Origin of the sequence: Pedobacter borealis DSM 19626 (genome assembly GCF_000708285.2) — a bacterium.
Lineage (GTDB): Bacteria > Bacteroidota > Bacteroidia > Sphingobacteriales > Sphingobacteriaceae > Pedobacter > Pedobacter borealis.
In genome coordinates this window covers 1-20,928 of record NZ_JAUG01000013.1, presented here as the reverse complement: position 1 = coordinate 20,928, position 20,928 = coordinate 1, and the positions used below count along the sequence as shown (strand labels likewise).

The window sequence follows — 20,928 nt, the reverse complement described above, 5'->3', positions numbered from 1 at the left end:
ATTCCCCCTTCAGGGGGCTAGGGGGTTAATCTAATTTCAAAACCGCCATAAATGCACTTTGTGGAATCTCTACGTTTCCAACCTGGCGCATACGTTTTTTACCTTTTTTCTGCTTTTCCAATAACTTACGTTTACGGGAAATATCACCACCGTAACATTTAGCCGTTACATCTTTACGTAAAGCACTCAGTGTTTCGCGGGCAATAACTTTAGCGCCAATTGATGCCTGTATTTTAATCTCGAATTGTTGACGAGGGATTAACTCTCTTAATTTCTCACAGATTTTCTTTCCAAAATCGTAAGCATTGCTACGGTGAATCAGTGAGGATAACGCATCAACAGGCTCATCGTTTAACAATAAATCAAGGCGTACCAAATCAGATTTGCGGTAACCAATTTGGTGATAATCAAACGAAGCATATCCTTTAGAAAGTGTTTTTAACCTGTCATAGAAGTCAAATACGATTTCGGCCATTGGCATTTCGAAAACCAATTCAACCCTGTCTGATGTTAGATATGATTGATTAATAATCGCTCCCCGTTTTTGGATACAAAGCGACATTATTGGACCAACAAAGTCAGCCTTGGTAATAATATTTGCTTTAATGTAAGGTTCTTCAACCGAATCCAATTTACTTGGATCTGGCAAATCAGATGGGTTATTTACAATAAACTCATCACCTTTTGTAGTGTGTGCAATGTACGATACGTTGGGAACCGTTGTAATTACAGTCATATCGAACTCGCGTTCTAAACGCTCCTGGATAATCTCCATATGCAGCATTCCTAAGAAACCACAACGGAAACCAAATCCTAATGCGGCAGAACTTTCAGGTTCGAAAACGATAGAAGCATCATTCAACTGCAACTTGTGCATGGCTTCGCGAAGTTCTTCAAATTCATCCGTATCAACAGGGTAAATACCCGCAAAAACCATTGGTTTAACCTCTTCGAAACCTTGAATGGCATCTAACGAAGGCCTCGCCACAGTCGTAATCGTATCACCAACTTTCACTTCTCTGGCTTCTTTAATTCCAGAAATAATGTAACCCACATCTCCGGTTTTCACCACACTACGTGGCGACATATCCAGCTTCAAAATCCCGACTTCATCAGCCAGATATTCTTTGCCAGTATTAATGAACTTTACTTTGTCGCCTTTTTTAATTTCGCCGTTTACTACTTTATAATAAGCAATAATTCCCCTGAATGAGTTAAAAACAGAGTCGAAAATCAAAGCTTGCAAAGGTGCTTCTGGGTCACCAACCGGAGCTGGAACACGGTCTACAATGGCTTGGATAATATCAGGAATACCCATTCCGGTTTTACCCGATGCAGGAATAATATCTTCTCGTTTACATCCAATTAAATCAATAATCTGGTCTTTTACTTCCTCTGGCATTGCCCCAGGTAAATCCATTTTATTTAAAATCGGAATAATTTCAAGGTCGTGTTCAAGTGCTAAATATAAGTTCGAAATGGTCTGTGCCTGAATACCTTGCGAAGCATCAACGATAAGTAATGCACCCTCGCAGGCTGCGATGGAACGCGAAACTTCGTACGAAAAATCTACGTGTCCAGGTGTATCAATCAGGTTGAAATTATATTCAATATCACCAACTTTATAGTTCATTTGTATGGCATGACTTTTAATTGTTATGCCTCTCTCACGCTCTAAATCCATATTATCGAGCAATTGTGCCTGCGCCTCACGCTTTGAAATTGTCTCGGTATATTCTAATAACCTATCAGCCAAAGTACTTTTACCGTGGTCGATATGTGCAATAATGCAAAAATTACGTATATGCTTCATCTTTGCGCAAAGATATGCTTTTTAAGGTAATTTTTAATCTAGAAAATATCTACTCCAAGCACTTTGATTTGAAAGGCAAATACAGTGACTTTTCTGCTACTGCAGACCTGCTTTCCACTTTACTCCGTTGCACTTCGTGTACGTTCCAATCAGGTTTATTTTATCAGAGATAGTTTGCTTTTGATACTTTTCTGTCATGGCGCCTTAGTAAGTAACAAATCAGGCATAACGAAATCTAAACTGAACTAAAATCAAACATCTTGCTCAGCTTAAACAACATCGATAAAAAATATGGCAGCCATGAAGTACTAAACTTTGGCGAATGGAAAATCGATAACGGAATCCATTGGTTAAAAGGAGGAAACGGAACCGGCAAATCGACCTTATTTCGGATTATATCAGGACAGATTCCATTCAAAGGCGAAGTAACACTCAATGGAATAAACCTTAAAAATGAGCCCATAAAATTCCGTTCGAAAATTAGTTTTGCCGAAGCCGAACCGCAATATCCCTTATTTGTGACAGGGCAGGAGCTGATCAATTTTTATGTAGAAACAAGAAAAGCAGAAGAAAAACAAGCCGAAGACCTTGCAGCTTATTTCGAAATGACAGCCTTTCTTAACAATAAAATTGGTGGTTATTCGAGTGGGATGCTCAAGAAACTTTCTTTGATCTGTGCATTTACTGGCAGCCCTGATTTATATGTTTTAGACGAGCCGCTGATTACCATTGATGTGGCTTCGGCAGATAAATTGTATCAGTTGATCAAGGAAAAAGCAGCACAGGGAAAGAGTTTTCTTTTATCATCGCACCAGGAAGTTAGGTGCGATAAACTAAAATTGGATACCGTATTTCAGATCGTTGACAAACAGATCATTCAACTATAATGCTGAAGTTACTGATCAACAGCTTAGCCAAAGAATTTTACCAGCAACACGCAGGATTTTTTCTGGTAGGTATTTATATTTTATTCGGTGTGGTAGAGCCTTCACAATTAATCGGCTATCAAAAGGCCCTATTATTAGCGGGTATTTCATCGCCTGTTGGAATGCTCATTGTATTTGTTTCATGGTTTTTATATGCCACAAAAGTTCATTTCTTTATTAAGCAAAAATTAGCATCAGCCAAGTATAATTTTATTAAAGAAACAGCTGCTCTGGAAAAAAAGATGCAACTAAAATTGTGGTTAAGATTACATTTTGCCATTCTCTTACCGATTATTATTTACGTTTTTCTGCTCATCGGTTTAAGCATCAACTACAGCTTTTTTGTTAGTGCCATTTGTACCCTGATTGTTTTTTCGACGTTAATTTTTGGCTTATCGTGGCTAACTTATGAATCGGTAACATTAAGTTTTTTAATTAATGAAAAGGAACCGGTTTATTTTGGAATAAAATTTAAAAAACCATTCTTCAGCTGGCCGTTATTTCATTTACTGAAAGAACAACCATTAATGTTATTGATGTGTAAGCTGTTGTCATTTATTTGTTTTAAAGCAATGCTGTGGATGTTTGCCGATGTTGGCTACGATATACGTATATTATTAGTTGCTTTATGGGCGTCTGTTCTGTGTCATGCAGTTTTGGTTTTCACTTTGCTGAAATTTGAAACTGAATACACGAATTTCAGCAAGAGCCTTCAGCTATCAATCTATAAAAGAATATTTAACTGGTTATTGGTTTTCGCCATCATACTAATCCCCGAATGGATATTTTTGATTTCAGCGGCTCACTTTAACCTCTATGCTATAGCCAATGGGCTTCTGTTTAGTCTGGCCGGGCTATTTTTCCTATTGGCGTTAGTATATATTGTTCGGTTCGATATGGACAATTACCTCAAATGGTTGCTGTTTTTCTTTTTCATTGCGATGTGGTCAATTCTCGCGCATTATTATCTTTTGTTCAGTTTGGTGTTGTTAGCCAGTTGTATTTTATACTACTTGCTTATGTTTAATAAAATCGATCTGAAGGGGATGGAAGAATAAGAATTTTAACCACAGATGTTCATCGAGAATACGGATATAAATTCATCTGTGCTTCTCATTTGGTCTGTGGTTAAATTCTGTTAGAGATTACCTAAACCATCGTTTTTTTCCATTTACCTTTTTTAAACAAGATATAAGCAGCTATCGCAATCCCTGCTTCAGCTGTTGGGATGGCAATAAAAACACCTGTTGGGCCCATTTCTAAAAATTTGGCTAAAAAGTAAGCCAAAGGAATCTGGAACAACCAAAAGGCAAAAACATTAATTTTGGTCGGCGTCCAGGTATCACCAGCGCCATTAAACGCACTACTGAATACCATTGCAGCTCCATAAATCACAAAACCAATACTTAAAATTTTTAAAGCTTCGCTTGCAACGGCAATCACATTTTCATCTGACGTAAAAAATGCCGCGAACAAATGCCCGCAGGTTAAGAACAGCACACTTACAACTGCCATGAAAATAATAATGTATTTCAAGGTTTGGAATACCGATTTTTCAGCGCGTTCTATATGGCCTGCGCCCAAATTCTGGCCAACCAAAGTAGCAGCCGCGTTACTTAATCCCCAGGCTGGTAACATAAAAAACATCATCAACCGCAGTGCTGTTTGGTAACCTGCCGATCCTGTATCACCTCCAGTAGTGGCAACAAGTTCTGCCAAAAACACCCAGCTACAGCTCGCAATTACGAACTGGAAAATAGCTGGAGCAGCAATCTTAACGATAGCCTTAATCTGGGTAAAATCAGGCAAGAAGTGACTAATGCGTATTTTTAATATATTTTTACCACTAAACAAATTGTAAACCTGATAAGTAACGCCCAAACCACGACCAATTGTTGTGGCAATTGCAGCGCCCGTTAAACCGAATGCCGGTACTGGCCCAAAACCATTAATAAAAATAGGGCAGAGGATGATGTTCGCAATATTGGCGATCCATAAACTCCGCATCGCGATAGCTGCATTACCTGCACCACGAAAAATCCCATTGATTAAGAATAAGAGTACAATAATGATACTTCCACCCATCATAATCCGGACAAATGGAATACCTTGATCAGCTGTTTCAGTTGAAGCACCCATGAGCAATAGAATATCTCTAGCGTAAATTAAGCCGAGGATACTGATAATAATGTTAACGAAAACCGCAATTACAATCGTCTGCATACCAGCTTTTGATGCCGCTTCTGGATTTTTTTCGCCAATTCTCCTGGCAACCACCGCTGTTGCAGCCATACTCAACCCGATGGCTAATGAGTAAATAATTGTTAACACTGATTCCGTTAAACCAACGGTTTGTATAGCATGGCTACTATTTTCTAAGTGGCCGACAAAATATAGATCGACTAAGGCAAAAACCGACTCCATAGCCATTTCCAGCATCATCGGAATGGCCAATAAAATAATTGCGCGTTTAATACTAATTGAAGTTAAATCAACCTCATGACCTTTTAAAGATTGAACGAGGATATCGAAAAAAGACGAAAGTTTGCCCTGTGTCTTTGTTGACTGTGACATATAATAAAAGTAAAGTGTAATGTATAAACCAATGATACGCCTTTAAGCGTACGTACCTAAAAATTGTAATGGGAGGGAATCCTCGGTTATTTAGAACCTCAAACGGATTGCAGATACTATCATTGTTCTGTTCTTTTTGATGAACCAAAGATAGATAAAATTTTGAATTGTTAAATTTAGATGACTAATTTTTAAGATAGTGATTGATTTTTTTTGCCACCGAAACACGGAAATCACGGAAACTATTTTTAACAGTTGTCAGTCTGAGCGTAGAAGACTTATATACTATAGGCTTTAATCATTTCTTCTGAAACCTTTGTTCCACGACCAGTAGTTAAATCAATCAATACATAATCAAAAATGCCATCTGAAGCCACTTTGCCTGTTTTTTGATTGATGATTTCAAACTGAACCGAACAGCCTTTATCGTTCATCGTTAAAATGCCGGTCCTGATCAGCATTAAATCATTCATCAGTAGGGGACGTTTGAAATTAATATCGACATGACTTACTACCCAGCCAAGGCCCTGTTTGGTAAAATCTTCCCAAGGCATACCGTAGAATTTTTCCATTTGCTCATAACGAGCTGCCAGTACATAATCCAGGTATTTGCTGTTATGTACGTGATTAAACATATCGATATCATCCGGACGGACACGTAATTGACTTTCGAAAATGCTGTATTGACTTTTTTCCAATTGTAAATGTTTTTTCGCAAAAGTAAGCTTTTGATGTCTTTATATAAAGAAGTCTTGACGTAAAGATATATCATCTATTTTTCGTATTTTTGATATGAAATGGGAAAGCTCACTCTATATGACATTACAATTCCGCGCGAAACAATTATTGAAGAGCGTGATAGTATTTATTTGAGCCGTACCCCCGAGCAGCGCTTCTTTGGTGTTTTGCAGCTTAACCACATCTCAGTTACCATGAATGGGGGCCAACTCCTTAAATCGCCACAAGGGAAGGGTATTATTATCCGTAAGCCAAACATATAATTCAGATATGTCTTTTGATGAAAAAATGAAGCTTGATTTTATTTTAATAATTTGATTTTTAGTCTTGCCTGATGCGATCGTCATGCTGAATTTAGTTCAGCATCTTTCTAATATAATAGACCCTGAACTAAATTCAGGGTGATGGCTGCAATATTTAGACCATCTATAAGATCTTTAAAGGTAATTACAGATCGAATCCTTACCAATAAAACTCTTGCTTTTAAGCAAAAATAACTTTATCTTTGCACCACAATTAATTAATTTTTTATTGCTTTAATATTATTCAAGAATGTATTTAAGTCCAGAGAAAAAAGCTGTAATCTTTAAAGAACACGGCAAAGTAGAAACCAACACTGGTTCTGCAGAAGGTCAAGTAGCGTTATTTACATACCGTATTGCGCACTTAACAGAACACTTAAAGAAAAATCGTAAAGATTTCTCTACTCAGTTGTCACTTCAAAAATTGGTAGGTAAACGCCGCGGTATTTTGGCTTACCTATACAAAAAAGATATTGAGCGCTATCGTGCTATCATCAAAGCTTTATCGCTTCGTGATATCATCAAACAAAAATAAGCGCAAGTTTATCAATAAAAGCCATTCTTAAGGGAATGGCTTTTTAATTCCCTGTTAATTTTTTTAACGGGTTTTATTATAGATAGGCTTTTTTAATCCTATCTTCGTTTGCAAAAACAAATACATATATAAACAACAGTGTGTAGAAAGAGGAAAACACACCATAATTCTATTTAAATGAATGTAATAAAAAAATCGTTCGATTTGGGCGATGGCAGAATTGTAGAAATTGAAACTGGTAAATTGGCTAAACAAGCTGATGGTTCGGTTGTAGTAAAAATGGGCGATACCATGTTGTTAGCAACTGTAGTATCAACCGTTGGTGCTAAACCAGGTACTGATTTTTTACCTTTATCGGTTGATTATCAGGAAAAATATGCGGCTACAGGTCGTATCCCAGGAGGCTTTTTACGTCGTGAGGCAAGATTATCCGATTACGAGGTATTAATCTCTCGTTTGGTGGATAGAGCTTTACGCCCAATGTTCCCAAGTGATTATCACTCTGATACACAGGTGATGATTTCTTTAATCTCTGCTGATAAAGATATCATGCCAGATTGTTTGGCAGGTTTAGCAGCATCAGCTGCATTATCAGTATCTGATATTCCTTTCAACGGTCCGATTTCTGAAGTACGTGTGGCGAAAATTGATGGTAAATTGGTAATCAATCCATTAGCTAGCCAATTAGAGCGTGCAACTTTAGAGTTTATGGTTGCTGGTTCAGCTAACGATATAGGCATGGTTGAAGGTGAGTGTGATGAAATTCAGGAAGACGAAATGGTTGAGGCTTTAAAATTCGCTCACGATGCAATTAAAGTTCAATGTGCTATTCAGGTTGAATTAACTGAGGCTACTGGCAAAACCGTTAAACGCGAGTACAGCCACGAAGACCATGATGCTGATTTAAAAGCTAAGGTTTATGCTGATACTTACGATAAAGTTTACGCTGTAGCAAAAGCTGGTGGCAATAAAGATGTTCGTAAAGAAGGTTTCACTGCGATCATTAACGAATTCTTCGAGGCAATGCCGGAAGATACTGCAGATTTAACTAAAGCAATGGCTAAACATTATTATCATGATGTTCAGTACGATGCCATCAGAAACCTATTGTTAGATGAAGGTATCCGTTTAGATGGTCGTAAGACTACAGAAATTCGTCCAATCTGGAGTGAAGTTGGTTATTTACCTGCTGCTCACGGTTCGGCTGTATTTACACGTGGCGAAACACAATCATTAACTTCAGTTACTTTAGGTAGTAAAGATGATGAGCAAATGATTGATGGTGCTTTCTTCAATGGTTACAATAAATTCTTATTGCACTATAATTTCCCTGGTTTCTCAACAGGAGAGGTTAGACCAAACAGAGGCGCTGGCCGTCGCGAAATTGGTCACGGTGCTTTAGCACAACGTTCATTGAAAAAAGTGTTGCCTCAAGGTGAAGCAAATCCTTATACCATCCGTATTGTTTCTGATATCTTAGAATCTAATGGTTCGTCATCAATGGCAACTGTTTGTGCGGGTACATTAGCATTAATGGATGCAGGTATTAAAATCAAATCTCCAGTTTCAGGTATCGCAATGGGTTTAATTACCGATGAGAAAACTGGTAAATATGCAATCCTTTCTGATATTTTAGGTGATGAAGATCACTTAGGTGATATGGACTTTAAAGTAACTGGTACTGAACACGGTATCGTTGCTTGTCAAATGGACTTAAAAATCAATGGTTTATCTTACGAAGTTTTAACAAAAGCTTTGTTACAGGCTAAAGAAGGTCGTTTACACATCTTAAACGAGATGAAGAAAACCATCAGCTCGCCTAACGAAGATTACAAACCACATGCACCACGTATTGTTTCTTTAACTATTGATAAAGAATTTATCGGTGCAATTATTGGCCCTGGAGGTAAAATTATCCAGGAAATGCAACGCGAAACCGGTGCTTCAATCTCTATCGAAGAAGTTGATGGCAAAGGTATTGTAGAAGTATTTGCAGATAACAAAGCAGCTATTGATGCAGCGGTTACCCGTATCCGTAATATCGTAGCTAAGCCAGAAATCGGCGAAGTTTACCAAGGTAAAGTAAAATCAATTATGCCATTCGGTGCATTTGTTGAGGTGATGCCAGGTAAAGATGGTTTATTGCACATCTCTGAAATTTCATGGGAACGTTTAGAAACCATGGATGGTGTACTAAAAGAAGGTGATAAAATCGAGGTTAAATTATTAGACATCGATAAGCAAGGTAAAATGAAACTTTCTCGTAAAGTTTTATTGCCAAGACCAGAAAAACCAGCTGCGCCACAAGCGTAATAATCAATACGTCATGCTGAACTTGATTCAGCATCTGTTTAATAGACTCTGAAATAAATTCAGAGTGACGCACAAATAATAAGACCCTTTCAGTTTTACTGGAAGGGTTTTATACTTTTAAACTGATTTAATGCGCTTTGTCATGCTGAATTTATTTCAGCATCTTTATTTCTAACTTAAAAACTTTCGGACTTCTTTCGTAACTTGCATTCTTAGAAAAACCGTATAAACAAATCCTCATTGCAAGGCAGAAAGTATCTTTTTTGGCACCGTAGTCGTATTAGATTGCTTAGTGCCTCGCAATGACGAAAAGCTAAATAAAATGAAATACATCATTGCCCCATCCATACTTTCTGCCGATTTCGGCAATTTACAGCGAGATATTGAAATGATTAACCACAGCGAGGCCGATTGGTTCCACGTTGATGTGATGGATGGTGTTTTCGTTCCAAATATTTCTTTTGGTTTCCCCATCATGGCTGCTGTAAAAAAACATGCAACCAAACCTTTAGATGTACATTTAATGATTGTTGAGCCGGATAAATATGTTCAGGATTTCGCTAAAGCAGGAGCGGATAGAATCACGGTACATTACGAAGCCTGCACACACCTGCATAGAACCATTCAGTTAATCAAAGCATCAGGCTGCAAGGCTGGTGTGGCTTTGAATCCGCATACGCCGGTAACCTTATTGCAGGATGTGATTGAAGATCTGGATCTGGTACTTATTATGTCGGTTAATCCCGGTTTCGGTGGACAAGCTTTTATCCATAATACCTACAAGAAAATAAAGGATTTAAAGACCTTGATTAAAGGGATAAATGAAGACCTAATAATTGAAATCGATGGTGGTGTTGGTTTGCAAAATATTGATACATTAGTATCTGCAGGTGCCAATGCCTTTGTGGCCGGAAATGCAATTTTCGCAACAGATAATCCAACGGAAACCATTTCTAAAATGAAAAGCTTGACAACTAGCGCGATAAATATTTAATTTGTTAAATGTTTTATTGCTAAATTGTTTTTAGGATGAGGCGCATATAGTCTTAATACCTGATACTTTTGTCTTGATACTAAAAATGCTCAAATTTCGGCTAACCCTTCTCCTTTTAATTGCTGGTTGCAGTTTTGCTGTGGCACAGCCTTTAGTTAGGGTTTCAGGAATAGTTTATAGCGATGAAAAGCTACCTTTAGCACAGGTTACGGTAATCGTTCTAGGGCAGGCACAATCAACTGTTACTGATGAATTTGGTGTATATACCATTTATTCAAAATCAAAAACGTTTAGCATTAAATATTCGCTTTTGGGCTATCAGCCACAAACCGTAAAATTTAGTGAGCGCTCGGGGGCTCGGATTATCAAACAGGTAAGTTTAATTGCCAATATTAATGAATTAGAACAGGTTAATATCACCAATAAACAGAACCAGTTAAGTAACACCACCACTATTAATATTGCCGATGTTTCTTCAATGCCATTGGTTTCTGGCAATTTTGAAACCATGCTCAAAACCCTGCCAGGTGTATCTACAAATAACGAATTAAGTGCCCAGTATAGCGTTAGGGGAGGTAACTTCGATGAAAATCTGATTTACATCAACGATGTAGAAATTAACCGACCGGTTTTGATCCGCAATGGGCAACAGGAGGGATTAAGTTTTATCAATTCAGACCTGGTGAGTAAAGCAAAATTCTCTGCAGGTGGCTTTGAAGCGAAATACGGCGATAAACTTTCTTCAATCTTAGATATTAGATACGATAAACCGGATAGTAATCAAACCATTTTTAGTACCAGCCTTTTAAATACCTCATTAACAACGAAAAAGATATTCAAAAACAGCTTCCTTTTGGCTGGTTTACGCTATAAAAACAATTCGAGTGTGCTGATTAAACAGGATGAAAAGGGGAGTTATAACCCCAATTTTGCCGACGCTCAATTGCTGTATCAATATGATTTTTCATCAAAATTCAATATCAGTTTTTTGGGCAGCTTTAACCTCGGTCAGTTTAAACTGGCACCCACCAATAGAGAAACCCAGTTCGGAACATTGAGCACTACATTAAGACTAAATGTGGATTATACGGGACAAGAAATAGACGATTACCAAACTTTGGGAAGCGCCGTTACTGCTACTTATTCACCCAAACCAAACCTGGTCATCAAGTTTATTAACAGTTATTTTAGTACGGTTGAGAGAGAGCGTTTCGATATTAATGGCAGCTATATTTTTGATGAGGTGGATAATAATTTTTCAGGTGAAAATTTTGGGGTGATCAATAAAAACAGGGGCATTGGCAGTTATTATAATTATGGAAGAAATAGTTTAAATACCCAGATTTTCGCTTCTGAAATAAAAGTAGATCAGAATTTTAATAATCATGTTTTTTCCTGGGGGATAAAATTCGATAAATCTAAATATGACGATCAGTTGAACGAGTATAATTATACCGATTCTGCCGGCTTCATTTTGCCCAACAATTCGAAAAATATTACCTTACAAAATGTAATCAATATACAGAACAATATTGATATCAAAAACTACAGCACCTACATTCAGGATAGCTATTCGCTTTCTAATTCGGCAGAACTGCAATTGGGCGCACGTGCTACATACAGCTCGTTGAGCAAACAGCTATTGATCAGTCCGAGGATGTTAATTGCTTACAGGCCCAATTCAAACAATAAAATTTTAAGGTTTTCTGCCGGTGTTTATAAGCAGCCACCCTCATACCGGACCATTCGTGATTTTTCAGGAGTATTAAATATTGATCAAAAGGCACAGAGTTCTTATAACACTTCTCTGGGTTATGAATACGCTTTCGATGCTTTTGGAACACGGCTAAAGTTTACTTCTGAGGCATATTTTAAATATTCTGACCGACTGATTCCGTATAAAATAGATAACCTGAGAATTAAATACCTGGCGAATGAAGTCTCGCGCGGTTATGCTTATGGTGCCGATTTTAGTATAGGGGGTGAGTTTGTTAAGGATCTGGTTTCTTATTTCAGAATGTCGGTTATGCATGCCAATGAAGATATTATTGGAGATAGTTATATTCAGAATGGAACTACAATTTATCCTGGTTATCTAAAAAGGCCAACTGATCAGCGTTTGAATTTCTCTATATTTTTCCAGGATAAATTATTAAATAGTCCAACTTATAAAGTACACTTAAACGCGCTTTATGGCTCAAGATTACCGATTGGTCCATCACAAACACCACGGTATTTAGATCAATTTTTTATCCCATCATACAAGCGGGTAGATATCGGTTTCTCTAAAGATTTCCTTGATGACGCCGCTTTGCACAAACCCAAATTTTTAGACAAAAATTTCAGTTCGGTTATTCTGTTCTTTGAGGTTTTTAATATGTTGAATATCGACAATACAGTTTCCTACTTATGGCTTAAGGATGTGGATAATGTGCAATATGCCATTCCAAATTACTTAACAGGCAGGCAGTTTAACCTGAAGTTGATTGTGAAGTTGAAGAATAAGCCATAAACTACTAAATCTATCGGTGTTAATCTTTTCGCACTTCTGATTAACGAATTCTTTTATCAAAAAAGCAACAAAACGCGCTATTTTGTCGAGATTTTTAACAAAATTTAATTTTTTATGATACGATTTTATGGGCATAACTGCTTTAAAAATTTTACATTTACGCCCATAAAACATTATATAATAAGATGAAGCATAATTTTGGCGCAGGCCCTTGTATTTTACCTCAAGAAGTGTTTAAACAAGCAGCTCAGGCTGTTTTAGATTTTAACGATGGATTATCAATTTTAGAAATTTCGCACAGAACAACCGAATTTGAGGCAGTTGTTGCTGAAGCTGATAAGTTGGTAAAGGAATTATTAAATGTGCCGTCGGGTTATTCCGTTTTATTTTTACAAGGTGGTGCAAGTTTACAGTTTGCAATGGTTCCGATGAATTTATTGGGCGATGGACAAACAGCAAGTTATTTAGATACTGGTGTTTGGGCAACCAAAGCATTAAAAGAAGCTAAATTTATCGGTAATGTGAATGTAGTTGCCTCGTCTAAAGATGCGAACTATACATTCATTCCAAAGGATTTTGAAATTCCTGCTGATAGTGCTTATTTCCACTATACTTCAAACAATACCATTTACGGAACTGAGCTTTTCGAAGTACCTAAAACAAACATTCCGGTTGTTTGCGATATGTCTTCTGATATCATGAGCCGTGTAATCGATGTTTCTAAATTCGATTTAATTTATGCCGGAGCTCAAAAAAATGTAGGCCCTGCTGGTTTAACTATCGCTATTGTTAAGAATGAAATTTTAGGGAAAATTGACCGTAAAATTCCATCTATGTTGAACTATCAATCGCATATCGATAACGATTCGATGTACAATACACCTCCAGTTTTCTCAATCTATGTAGCTTTATTAAATTTACGTTGGTTAAAATCGAAAGGTGGTGTTGCTGAGATTGAAAAAGAAAACAAACAAAAAGCTGAGGCACTTTACAGAGAAATCGACCGTAATCCATTATTTAAAGGAACTTGTTCAGTTGAAGACCGCTCTAGAATGAACATTTGTTTCGTAATGGAAAACCCAGAATTGGAAAAACCATTCTTGAAATATGCAGAAGAGCAAGGTATCGTAGGTATTAAAGGACACAGAAGCGTTGGTGGTTTCCGTGCATCGATGTATAATGCATTGCCAATTACAAGCGTACACGCTTTGGTAGATGCCATGCAGGTATTTGAAGAACAACAAGCAAAAGCAAATTAATTTAAATTTTAACCACAGATGATTGCTGCGATTATTTAATCGGTGTAATCAATCAAATCTGTGCAATCATACATACAATGATTAAAATATTAGCAAACGATGGGATTGATCCGATCGGAAAAGAATTATTAGAAAAAGCAGGTTTCCAGGTTGATACTGAAACCGTTCCTCAGGATAAATTAGCTGAAGCATTAAAAAACTATGATGCCATTACTGTACGTAGTGCAACAAAAGTTAGAAAAGAATTAATTGATGCTGTACCCAATATCAAATTAATTGGTAGAGGTGGGGTGGGCATGGATAATATCGATGTTGAATACGCACGTAGTCAAGGTGTTAATGTGGTAAACACGCCAGCTGCATCTTCATTATCAGTTGCCGAATTGGTATTTTCTCACTTATTTACAGGTATCAGATTCTTACAGGATGCTAACCGTAAAATGCCTGTAGAAGGTTCTACTCAATTCAATAACCTGAAAAAAGCTTATGCTAAAGGAACTGAATTAAGCGGTAAAACCATCGGTATTATTGGTTTCGGTCGTATCGGTCGCGCTACTGCAAAAGTGGCTTTAGGCTTAGGTATGAATGTTTTGGCTTACGATTTATATCCTTCAGAATCTGAAATCACTTTAGAATTCCAAGGTGGAAAGTCAGTAAGTATTCCAATTAAAACGGTTTCTTTAGATGAGGTAATTACAGGAAGTGATTTCTTTAGTTTACATACTCCATTTGCTGATAAACCGATTTTAGGTGCAGAAGAATTTGCTAAAATGAAAAACGGAGTAGGTATTGTAAACTGTTCACGCGGTGGAACAATTGATGAGCCAGCTTTAATTGAAGCGCTAAATTCTGGTAAAGTTTCTTTCGCTGGTTTAGATGTTTTCGATAACGAGCCTACACCATTGGCAGAAATTTTAACCCATCCAAAAATCTCTTTAACACCACATATTGGTGCATCAACCAACGAAGCACAAGAACGTATTGGTACGGAACTGGCAACGTTGATTATTGAGCATTTTAAGAAGTAATTTATTTAGACCTTACAGGTTTTAAAAACCTGTAAGGTCTAATATTTAATCTAACGCATTCGTTAGCACCCAATAGCGGTAGCCCAAAATCGCCTTCTGAAAAGTAGTCAGCTTATTTGGATCTTTTTTATACAAACTTGGTAAAAGCGCCTTATTTATCTTCACCAAGATTTTAAACAGTTCTTTTTTCATAATTTGTCAATTGCTTTTACTGGTTGCAAAGTGGCTAAAATCCGATTGAAATTTTAAGAGCTGATTTTAGCAGTTTTATACCCCTGAAGTTTTTTGCTGAAGAAATAAAATCCACCTGCCATTACTAAAATCAAAAAGGCGATGATGTAGGTTGATAAACCTCCTTTATTCTTTTTCTCTAAATCTTCTTTGAGCTGCGCATTCTGATCCTGTAGTTTTTTAATGGTTTGCATATAACGTTCCAAGCGTTCCTGAGAATTATCCGCCACGGCTACTTTCTGCTGGTTTTGCAAATCTTTATAATCCATTAATACTTTCAGCTCTTTGAAAATATTGTTGTCGGTTAAAACTACCTGGCGAAGAATTTCATTAGAATTTTTAATATCACGTTTGGTTTGCCATCCGAATATTCCAGTTCGTTGATTTAAACTTTCATCATACTGACCAAACTTGGTACTTCTTTCTGCAAGTAACGAATTTACTTTAGCTCGCTGAGCAGCATAGGCAGCAGTATCTTGCTGTGCAAAGGCATGTAGGTTCAGCAATAAAATAGTAAGCAGATAAAAATATTTCTTCATGGGATATAAACGTGAAAAGGGTGAAAGTTGTTTTGTTGTATTCCGTCACTCTGAATTTATTTCAGAGTCTTTTCAAGATAGATGCTGAAATAAATTCAGCATGACGACCACTTTTTATTATTTGCTAAATCTAGCCTCAGTGTTTCTGCTTTGACCACATCTAAGGATGAAACTCCACCCGTACAATATCACCTAAATGCAAACCTAATAAACCACTTGCTTTACCTTTATTAATCGCAATTTCCAAGTGGTTACTAATCCCGAACAGACAAAGCTTTTCACCTTCCTGTACTTCATTGTAATGCCAGCTCAATTGCGTAATGGTTTCGCTTTTTCTAAAGTATAAAGTAAAGTCCCTGTTCTTCTGTATTTTGGTGAAAAGATCTTTAGTAATGTTGGTAATTACATTGCAAAAAGTATCAATATATATCACACTTCCGCGGATCACATCTCGTTCAATCACAGGATGTAAAAGCATCTTCTGTTCAATTTCTGCTACAGGTAAACCGATGTCTTTCAGTTTGCCACCTTTGGCTAAATGCGTTGCTGCTTTAACAAAAATATCAACCAAAGGGAAGTGGAGATATTTCAAATCCTGCATAATGTTCAGCTCTACCACATCTTCCGGAACATCGTCAAAAAGAAGGGAAAAAATACCATTATCAGCCCCTACAAAAAAGTGATCACGGTGTTTTACAGCAATATATTTGGTGTTTTCACTGTATACAGAATCGATACCGATTAAGTGCACCGTGTTCTTCGGAAAGTAAGGATAAGCGTTTTTTAGCACAAAGGCTGCGTACGAAATATTGAATGATGGAACCTCATGGGTAATATCAACTAAATTAACATTAGGCATAAGACTCAACAGACTACCTTTAAGGGCACTCTGGTAAAAATCTTTTGAACCTAAATCTGTTGTTAAAGTAATTATCCCCATTAAAAATTCATTATTATTGCTTATTCTTGTGTACGGGCCTAAGCGTCTGCAAATATTCAAATTTTAATTAATATACCCCGATAACTTTTTAAAATACTACAGTTTGAACGAATTAAAATTAACTCTGGATACCGTAAATCCTGCTCACTTTTGGGGGCCGAATAACGAGAATTACGAAATGATTAAAGGTGCTTTCGCGAAGTTGAAACTGGTAGCGAGAGGTAGTGATGTTAAGGTTCTCGGTGATGAACAGGAACTTAAGGCTTTCGAGGATAAGTTTAACCAGCTTATTGCACACCTCGAGAAATATAGCTCACTCACCAATAACGACGTAGAATCTATACTAGGTGCAAAAGCAGCCGGTGTAGTAAAAAAAGATGTAGAACAACCTACAGGAGGTGGTGGAGAAGTAATTGTTTTTGGCACAAACGGCCTTTTGGTTAAGGCAAGAACCGCTAATCAGCGCAAAATGGTAAGCAGTATTGCTAAAAATGACATCTTATTTGCCATTGGCCCTGCAGGAACAGGAAAAACATATACCGCCGTAGCACTGGCAGTTAGGGCATTAAAGAACAAAGAAATTAAACGGATCATTTTAACCCGTCCGGCAGTTGAAGCAGGGGAAAACCTTGGTTTCTTACCGGGGGATTTAAAAGAAAAAATAGATCCGTATTTACGTCCACTGTACGATGCGCTGGATGATATGATCCCTGCGGAGAAATTGAAATTCTACATCGAAAACCGTACGATAGAAATTGCGCCACTGGCATTTATGCGCGGACGTACTTTAGATAACTGTTTCGTGATCTTAGATGAGGCGCAAAATGCCACCGATATGCAGTTGAAAATGTTTTTAACCCGTATGGGGCCAACTGCTAAATTTATTGTCACTGGCGATGTTACACAGATCGATTTGCCTAAAAAACAGATGTCGGGTTTATTTAACGGCTTAAGGATTTTAGAAGATATTAAAGGCATCGATATTATTTACTTAAGCGGTGAAGATGTGGTAAGACATAAACTAGTGAAAGATATCTTGAAAGCTTACGGCGATATTCAATAGAAGAGTCCCGAGTCAATAGTCTATAGTCTTGAGTCTAAATCGACTATGGACTAAAGACTTTCAGACTTTCGGACTTTCGGACTTTCGGACTTTTTTCCTATTTTTATCCCCTCATGAAAGCACTAAAAGAAACTCATTTCAATTTCCCAAATCAAAGTAATTTTTACAAAGGTAAAGTTCGCGATGTATATACTATTGCCGACCAGTTTATGGTGATGGTGGTATCAGACCGTATTTCTGCCTTTGATGTAGTATTGCCTGAAGCTATTTCATTTAAAGGACAGGTATTAAACCAAATTGCAGCTAAGTTTTTAGCAGCTACCCAGGATATCGTTCCTAACTGGGTTTTAGCCGTGCCAGATCCAATGGTTACGATTGGCCGTATCTGTGAGCCTTTTAAGGTTGAAATGGTAATTAGAGGTTACTTAGCCGGTCATGCATGGCGCGAATATAGTGCAGGAAAACGTTCGGTGTGTGGTGTTTCTCTACCTGATGGATTAAAAGAAAACGATAAACTACCTCAGCCCATTATTACCCCAACAACAAAAGCTTCAGTAGGGCATGATGAAGACATTTCAAAAGAAGATATTTTAGCAAAAGGCATTGTTTCTATAACAGACTACGAAAAATTAGAAGAATATACTTACGCACTATATCAACGCGGAACTGAGATTGCTGCAAAAAGCGGATTGATTTTAGTGGATACGAAATACGAGTTCGGTACTGCTGATGGCGTAATTTATTTGATCGACGAAATACATACACCAGATTCTTCACGCTATTTTTATGCAGAAGGATATCAGGACCGCCAGAATAATAATGAGCCACAAAAGCAACTTTCGAAAGAATTTGTAAGAAAATGGTTAATCGAAAATGGTTTTCAGGGGAAAGATGGTCAGGTTGTGCCAGAAATGACACCTGAAATTGTAAATTCAATTTCAGAACGTTACATCGAACTTTACGAACAAATTGTAGGTGAGACCTTTATAAAAGCTGATGCTGATGCCATTTCTAGCCGCATTGAAACCAATGTTTTAAAGGCTTTAGAAACACTTTAAATTCGAAAGAAATTTATACATTAGTAAAATAAAGATTAGAGAGATGAAATTTTCAGTAGATAAACACGATAAATATGTAACCTTAAAGTTAGAAGAACCTAAGTTTACAAACGATAATGCTCCAGGACTAAAATCAGAGTTCTATTTGCTCAACGCAGAGGGATTTCAAAATATAATTGTTGATTTAAGTCATGTTACAGAGTGTAGCGATGCGCAGGATTTAAGCTGTTTATTGGTTGGCGATAGGCTTTGCAAATCGGCAGGTGGGTTATTTATTGTAACCGGAATTAATGATGAGTTGGCATCGATTATCGAATTATCAAACATATTCCAATCTGTAACGTTTGTTAATACAATAGACGAAGCAACTGATTTTATTTTCATGGATGAGTTGGAGAAAGAGTTTAGAGGCGCTAAATAACAAATATTTAAATAACATTCCGGCCTCGTAGTTTCTAAAAATCTACGAGGCTTTTTATATCTTATCATGATGAAATTTGAAGTTACAATTTTAGGAAGCAGTTCTGCTACTCCTGTATTTAACAGGAACCCATCGGCACAGCTTTTAAATTGTAATGAAAAATATTACCTCATCGATTGTGGTGAAGGCACACAACAACAATTGACCAAGTATAACCTTAAAGCCGCCCGCATCGATTATATCTTTATCAGCCACTTACATGGCGATCATTATTTCGGTTTAATAGGCTTGCTTTCCAGTTTGCATTTAAACGGCAGGATAAAACCCATGCAGATATTTGGCCCCAAGCCTTTATTGGAAATTTTAGAGATTCAGTTCAAATATTCTGATACAGTATTAAGATATCCAATTGAGTTTTTCCCGATTGAAGCCGATGAGTCCAGACAGATATTCGAGAATAGTGATTTAACAGTTAAAACTATTGTTTTAAATCACCGTATCCCTACAACGGGATTTATTTTTCAGCAAAAGAAACGTCAGCGCAAACTAATAAAAGAGAAGACGAATGAAGTACCTATGGCTTATTATACGGCCTTAAAAAAAGGAATTGATGTAGAACTACCAAATGGCGATATTTTACGCAGTGAAGATTATACCACCGAAGCAGATGCACCAAGATGTTACGCCTATTGCTCTGATACCTTATTTGATGAAAGTTACTTTGCTACCATAAAAGATTGTGACACCTTATACCACGAAACTACCTTTATGCACGATTTATTGGATAGGGCTAAAGAAACACATCATACAACCGCTTTACAGGCAGCAGAGGTGGCCAAAATCAATGGTGTAAAGAAATTACTTATCGGCCATTTTTCTTCACGTTACAAAACCTTACAAATGCTTTTAGAAGAAGCACAATCTGTTTTCGAAAATACGGAGCTGGCTGTAGAGGGGAGAACTTTTCATCTTTAGGTATTTTTATCTTTTTTACCGCAAAGCACGCAGAGAGAAATACACAAAGAATCACAGAGTTGTGTGCAAAACAAAAATTAGCTACAATCTGCGTCTATCTTCTTAAATCTGCGGGAACCTATAGCAGAAGTTTTTCACGCGGATAACGCAGATTACTGCAGAATTAATTCCACCCATTTTGCTTCGTTTAAAGATCCTTCATTACATTCAGGATGACAAAAGAATTGAGATGATCAATTTTCCGTGTAAAAAAACATTCATATAGAATTGTGGTTATAAAAAAAGTCTGACAATATCTTTTTTACAGCAGAGCACGTAGAGAAATACGCAAAGATTCGCAGAGTTGGGTGCAAAACAAAAATTAGCTACAATCTGCGTCTATCTTCTTAAATCTGCGGGAACCTATAGCAGAAGTTTTTCCCACGGATAACGCAAATTATCGCAGAATTAATTCCACCCATTTTACTTCGTTTAAAGATCCTTCATTGCATTCAGGATGACAAAAGAATTGAGCTGATCAATTTTCCGTGTAAAAAAACATTCATATAGAATTGTGGTTATAAAAAAAGTCTTACAATATCTTTTTTACCGCAGAGCACGTAGAGAATCCGAGGCAAAAAATAGGCATATTAGAACTATGACCATAAAAAAAGCCTTATAATTTAAAACTGTAAGGCTTTCGAATTTATAAAAATTAATTACTTGTC

At 37.0% G+C, this 20,928-nt stretch carries 19 protein-coding genes; 13 read left to right on the top strand and 6 right to left on the bottom strand.

Translation table 11 applies throughout. The features are described 5' to 3' along the window. Positions 1–25: 25 nt before the first annotated feature. Positions 26–1,813, bottom strand: a complete 1,788-nt coding sequence (lepA, locus tag AW17_RS05625) for a translation elongation factor 4 (RefSeq protein ID WP_029275149.1) — start codon at positions 1,811–1,813, stop codon at positions 26–28. 260 nt (positions 1,814–2,073) lie between these two features. On the opposite strand from lepA, the gene AW17_RS05620 reads away from it, so the two are divergent. Then, positions 2,074–2,700 (top strand): ATP-binding cassette domain-containing protein, encoded by a 627-nt coding sequence (locus tag AW17_RS05620; RefSeq protein WP_029275148.1) that lies wholly within the window; start codon positions 2,074–2,076, stop codon positions 2,698–2,700. Beyond that, positions 2,700–3,797 carry a hypothetical protein gene (locus AW17_RS05615; RefSeq protein ID WP_029275147.1) on the top strand — a complete coding sequence of 366 codons (1,098 nt, stop codon included), beginning with the start codon at positions 2,700–2,702 and terminating at the stop codon, positions 3,795–3,797. The genes AW17_RS05620 and AW17_RS05615 overlap by 1 nt, the downstream gene beginning before the upstream one ends. A 91-nt stretch (positions 3,798–3,888) precedes the next feature. Here the strand turns inward: AW17_RS05615 and AW17_RS05610 are convergent, their stop codons facing one another. Both AW17_RS05610 and AW17_RS05605 read right to left on the bottom strand, forming a co-directional pair. Then, entirely contained in the window at positions 3,889–5,313 is a 1,425-nt protein-coding gene (locus tag AW17_RS05610; RefSeq protein ID WP_029275146.1) for an MATE family efflux transporter, read from the bottom strand. Between the two features lie 278 nt (positions 5,314–5,591). Beyond that, positions 5,592–6,011, bottom strand: a complete 420-nt coding sequence (locus AW17_RS05605; protein ID WP_029275145.1) for an acyl-CoA thioesterase — start codon at positions 6,009–6,011, stop codon at positions 5,592–5,594. Positions 6,012–6,110: 99 nt separating this feature from the next. Between AW17_RS05605 and AW17_RS05600 the strand changes: the two genes are divergently transcribed. From AW17_RS05600 to AW17_RS05570, 7 genes are all read left to right on the top strand, one after another. Then, positions 6,111–6,314, top strand: a complete 204-nt coding sequence (locus tag AW17_RS05600; RefSeq protein WP_029275144.1) for a hypothetical protein — start codon at positions 6,111–6,113, stop codon at positions 6,312–6,314. Between the two features lie 289 nt (positions 6,315–6,603). Next, positions 6,604–6,888, top strand: a complete 285-nt coding sequence (gene rpsO, locus AW17_RS05595; protein WP_029275143.1) for a 30S ribosomal protein S15 — start codon at positions 6,604–6,606, stop codon at positions 6,886–6,888. A 177-nt stretch (positions 6,889–7,065) separates the two neighbouring features. Then, a complete protein-coding gene (gene pnp / locus AW17_RS05590; RefSeq protein ID WP_029275142.1) occupies positions 7,066–9,201 on the top strand; it encodes a polyribonucleotide nucleotidyltransferase in 2,136 nt (711 codons plus the stop codon). Positions 9,202–9,523: 322 nt separating this feature from the next. After that, positions 9,524–10,195: a ribulose-phosphate 3-epimerase gene (gene rpe / locus AW17_RS05585; protein WP_029275141.1), complete on the top strand. Its 672-nt coding sequence runs from the start codon at positions 9,524–9,526 to the stop codon at positions 10,193–10,195. 85 nt (positions 10,196–10,280) lie between these two features. After that, on the top strand, positions 10,281–12,707 hold the full coding sequence (locus tag AW17_RS05580; RefSeq protein WP_029275140.1) for a TonB-dependent receptor: 2,427 nt from the start codon (positions 10,281–10,283) through the stop codon (positions 12,705–12,707). A 185-nt stretch (positions 12,708–12,892) separates the two neighbouring features. Then, a complete protein-coding gene (serC, locus tag AW17_RS05575; protein ID WP_029275139.1) occupies positions 12,893–13,966 on the top strand; it encodes a 3-phosphoserine/phosphohydroxythreonine transaminase in 1,074 nt (357 codons plus the stop codon). A gap of 77 nt (positions 13,967–14,043) precedes the next feature. Further along, positions 14,044–14,994, top strand: coding sequence for a D-2-hydroxyacid dehydrogenase (locus AW17_RS05570; RefSeq protein ID WP_029275138.1), 951 nt, complete (start codon positions 14,044–14,046; stop codon positions 14,992–14,994). Positions 14,995–15,039: 45 nt separating this feature from the next. Here AW17_RS05570 and AW17_RS24405 read toward each other — a convergent pair whose 3' ends face one another. The 3 genes from AW17_RS24405 to AW17_RS05560 form a co-directional block, all read right to left on the bottom strand. Next, positions 15,040–15,186 carry a hypothetical protein gene (locus tag AW17_RS24405; RefSeq protein WP_167343644.1) on the bottom strand — a complete coding sequence of 49 codons (147 nt, stop codon included), beginning with the start codon at positions 15,184–15,186 and terminating at the stop codon, positions 15,040–15,042. Between the two features lie 53 nt (positions 15,187–15,239). After that, on the bottom strand, positions 15,240–15,764 hold the full coding sequence (locus AW17_RS05565; RefSeq protein ID WP_029275137.1) for a hypothetical protein: 525 nt from the start codon (positions 15,762–15,764) through the stop codon (positions 15,240–15,242). 160 nt (positions 15,765–15,924) lie between these two features. Further along, positions 15,925–16,704, bottom strand: a complete 780-nt coding sequence (locus AW17_RS05560) for an SAM hydrolase/SAM-dependent halogenase family protein (RefSeq protein ID WP_029275136.1) — start codon at positions 16,702–16,704, stop codon at positions 15,925–15,927. A 103-nt stretch (positions 16,705–16,807) separates the two neighbouring features. On the opposite strand from AW17_RS05560, the gene AW17_RS05555 reads away from it, so the two are divergent. The 4 genes from AW17_RS05555 to AW17_RS05540 all read left to right on the top strand — a co-directional run bounded on the left by AW17_RS05555 (position 16,808) and on the right by AW17_RS05540 (position 20,221). After that, positions 16,808–17,767 (top strand): PhoH family protein, encoded by a 960-nt coding sequence (locus AW17_RS05555; RefSeq protein ID WP_029275135.1) that lies wholly within the window; start codon positions 16,808–16,810, stop codon positions 17,765–17,767. Between the two features lie 113 nt (positions 17,768–17,880). Further along, entirely contained in the window at positions 17,881–18,825 is a 945-nt protein-coding gene (locus tag AW17_RS05550; protein ID WP_029275134.1) for a phosphoribosylaminoimidazolesuccinocarboxamide synthase, read from the top strand. Between the two features lie 43 nt (positions 18,826–18,868). Next, on the top strand, positions 18,869–19,246 hold the full coding sequence (locus tag AW17_RS05545; RefSeq protein WP_029275133.1) for an STAS domain-containing protein: 378 nt from the start codon (positions 18,869–18,871) through the stop codon (positions 19,244–19,246). A 69-nt stretch (positions 19,247–19,315) separates the two neighbouring features. Continuing rightward, positions 19,316–20,221, top strand: a complete 906-nt coding sequence (locus AW17_RS05540) for a ribonuclease Z (RefSeq protein WP_029275132.1) — start codon at positions 19,316–19,318, stop codon at positions 20,219–20,221. Positions 20,222–20,928: the final 707 nt, after the last annotated feature.

What these genes read in the sequence shown, in the direction of transcription:
- lepA (WP_029275149.1), bottom strand. Translation starts at nt 1,813, where the DNA reads ATGAAGCATATACGTAATTTTTGCATTATTGCACATATCGACCACGGT.
- AW17_RS05615 (WP_029275147.1), top strand. Translation starts at nt 2,700, where the DNA reads ATGCTGAAGTTACTGATCAACAGCTTAGCCAAAGAATTTTACCAGCAA.
- AW17_RS05610 (WP_029275146.1), bottom strand. Translation starts at nt 5,313, where the DNA reads ATGTCACAGTCAACAAAGACACAGGGCAAACTTTCGTCTTTTTTCGAT.
- AW17_RS05600 (WP_029275144.1), top strand. Translation starts at nt 6,111, where the DNA reads ATGGGAAAGCTCACTCTATATGACATTACAATTCCGCGCGAAACAATT.
- rpsO (WP_029275143.1), top strand. Translation starts at nt 6,604, where the DNA reads ATGTATTTAAGTCCAGAGAAAAAAGCTGTAATCTTTAAAGAACACGGC.
- pnp (WP_029275142.1), top strand. Translation starts at nt 7,066, where the DNA reads ATGAATGTAATAAAAAAATCGTTCGATTTGGGCGATGGCAGAATTGTA.
- rpe (WP_029275141.1), top strand. Translation starts at nt 9,524, where the DNA reads ATGAAATACATCATTGCCCCATCCATACTTTCTGCCGATTTCGGCAAT.
- AW17_RS05580 (WP_029275140.1), top strand. Translation starts at nt 10,281, where the DNA reads ATGCTCAAATTTCGGCTAACCCTTCTCCTTTTAATTGCTGGTTGCAGT.
- serC (WP_029275139.1), top strand. Translation starts at nt 12,893, where the DNA reads ATGAAGCATAATTTTGGCGCAGGCCCTTGTATTTTACCTCAAGAAGTG.
- AW17_RS05570 (WP_029275138.1), top strand. Translation starts at nt 14,044, where the DNA reads ATGATTAAAATATTAGCAAACGATGGGATTGATCCGATCGGAAAAGAA.
- AW17_RS24405 (WP_167343644.1), bottom strand. Translation starts at nt 15,186, where the DNA reads ATGAAAAAAGAACTGTTTAAAATCTTGGTGAAGATAAATAAGGCGCTT.
- AW17_RS05565 (WP_029275137.1), bottom strand. Translation starts at nt 15,764, where the DNA reads ATGAAGAAATATTTTTATCTGCTTACTATTTTATTGCTGAACCTACAT.
- AW17_RS05560 (WP_029275136.1), bottom strand. Translation starts at nt 16,704, where the DNA reads ATGGGGATAATTACTTTAACAACAGATTTAGGTTCAAAAGATTTTTAC.
- AW17_RS05550 (WP_029275134.1), top strand. Translation starts at nt 17,881, where the DNA reads ATGAAAGCACTAAAAGAAACTCATTTCAATTTCCCAAATCAAAGTAAT.
- AW17_RS05545 (WP_029275133.1), top strand. Translation starts at nt 18,869, where the DNA reads ATGAAATTTTCAGTAGATAAACACGATAAATATGTAACCTTAAAGTTA.
- AW17_RS05540 (WP_029275132.1), top strand. Translation starts at nt 19,316, where the DNA reads ATGAAATTTGAAGTTACAATTTTAGGAAGCAGTTCTGCTACTCCTGTA.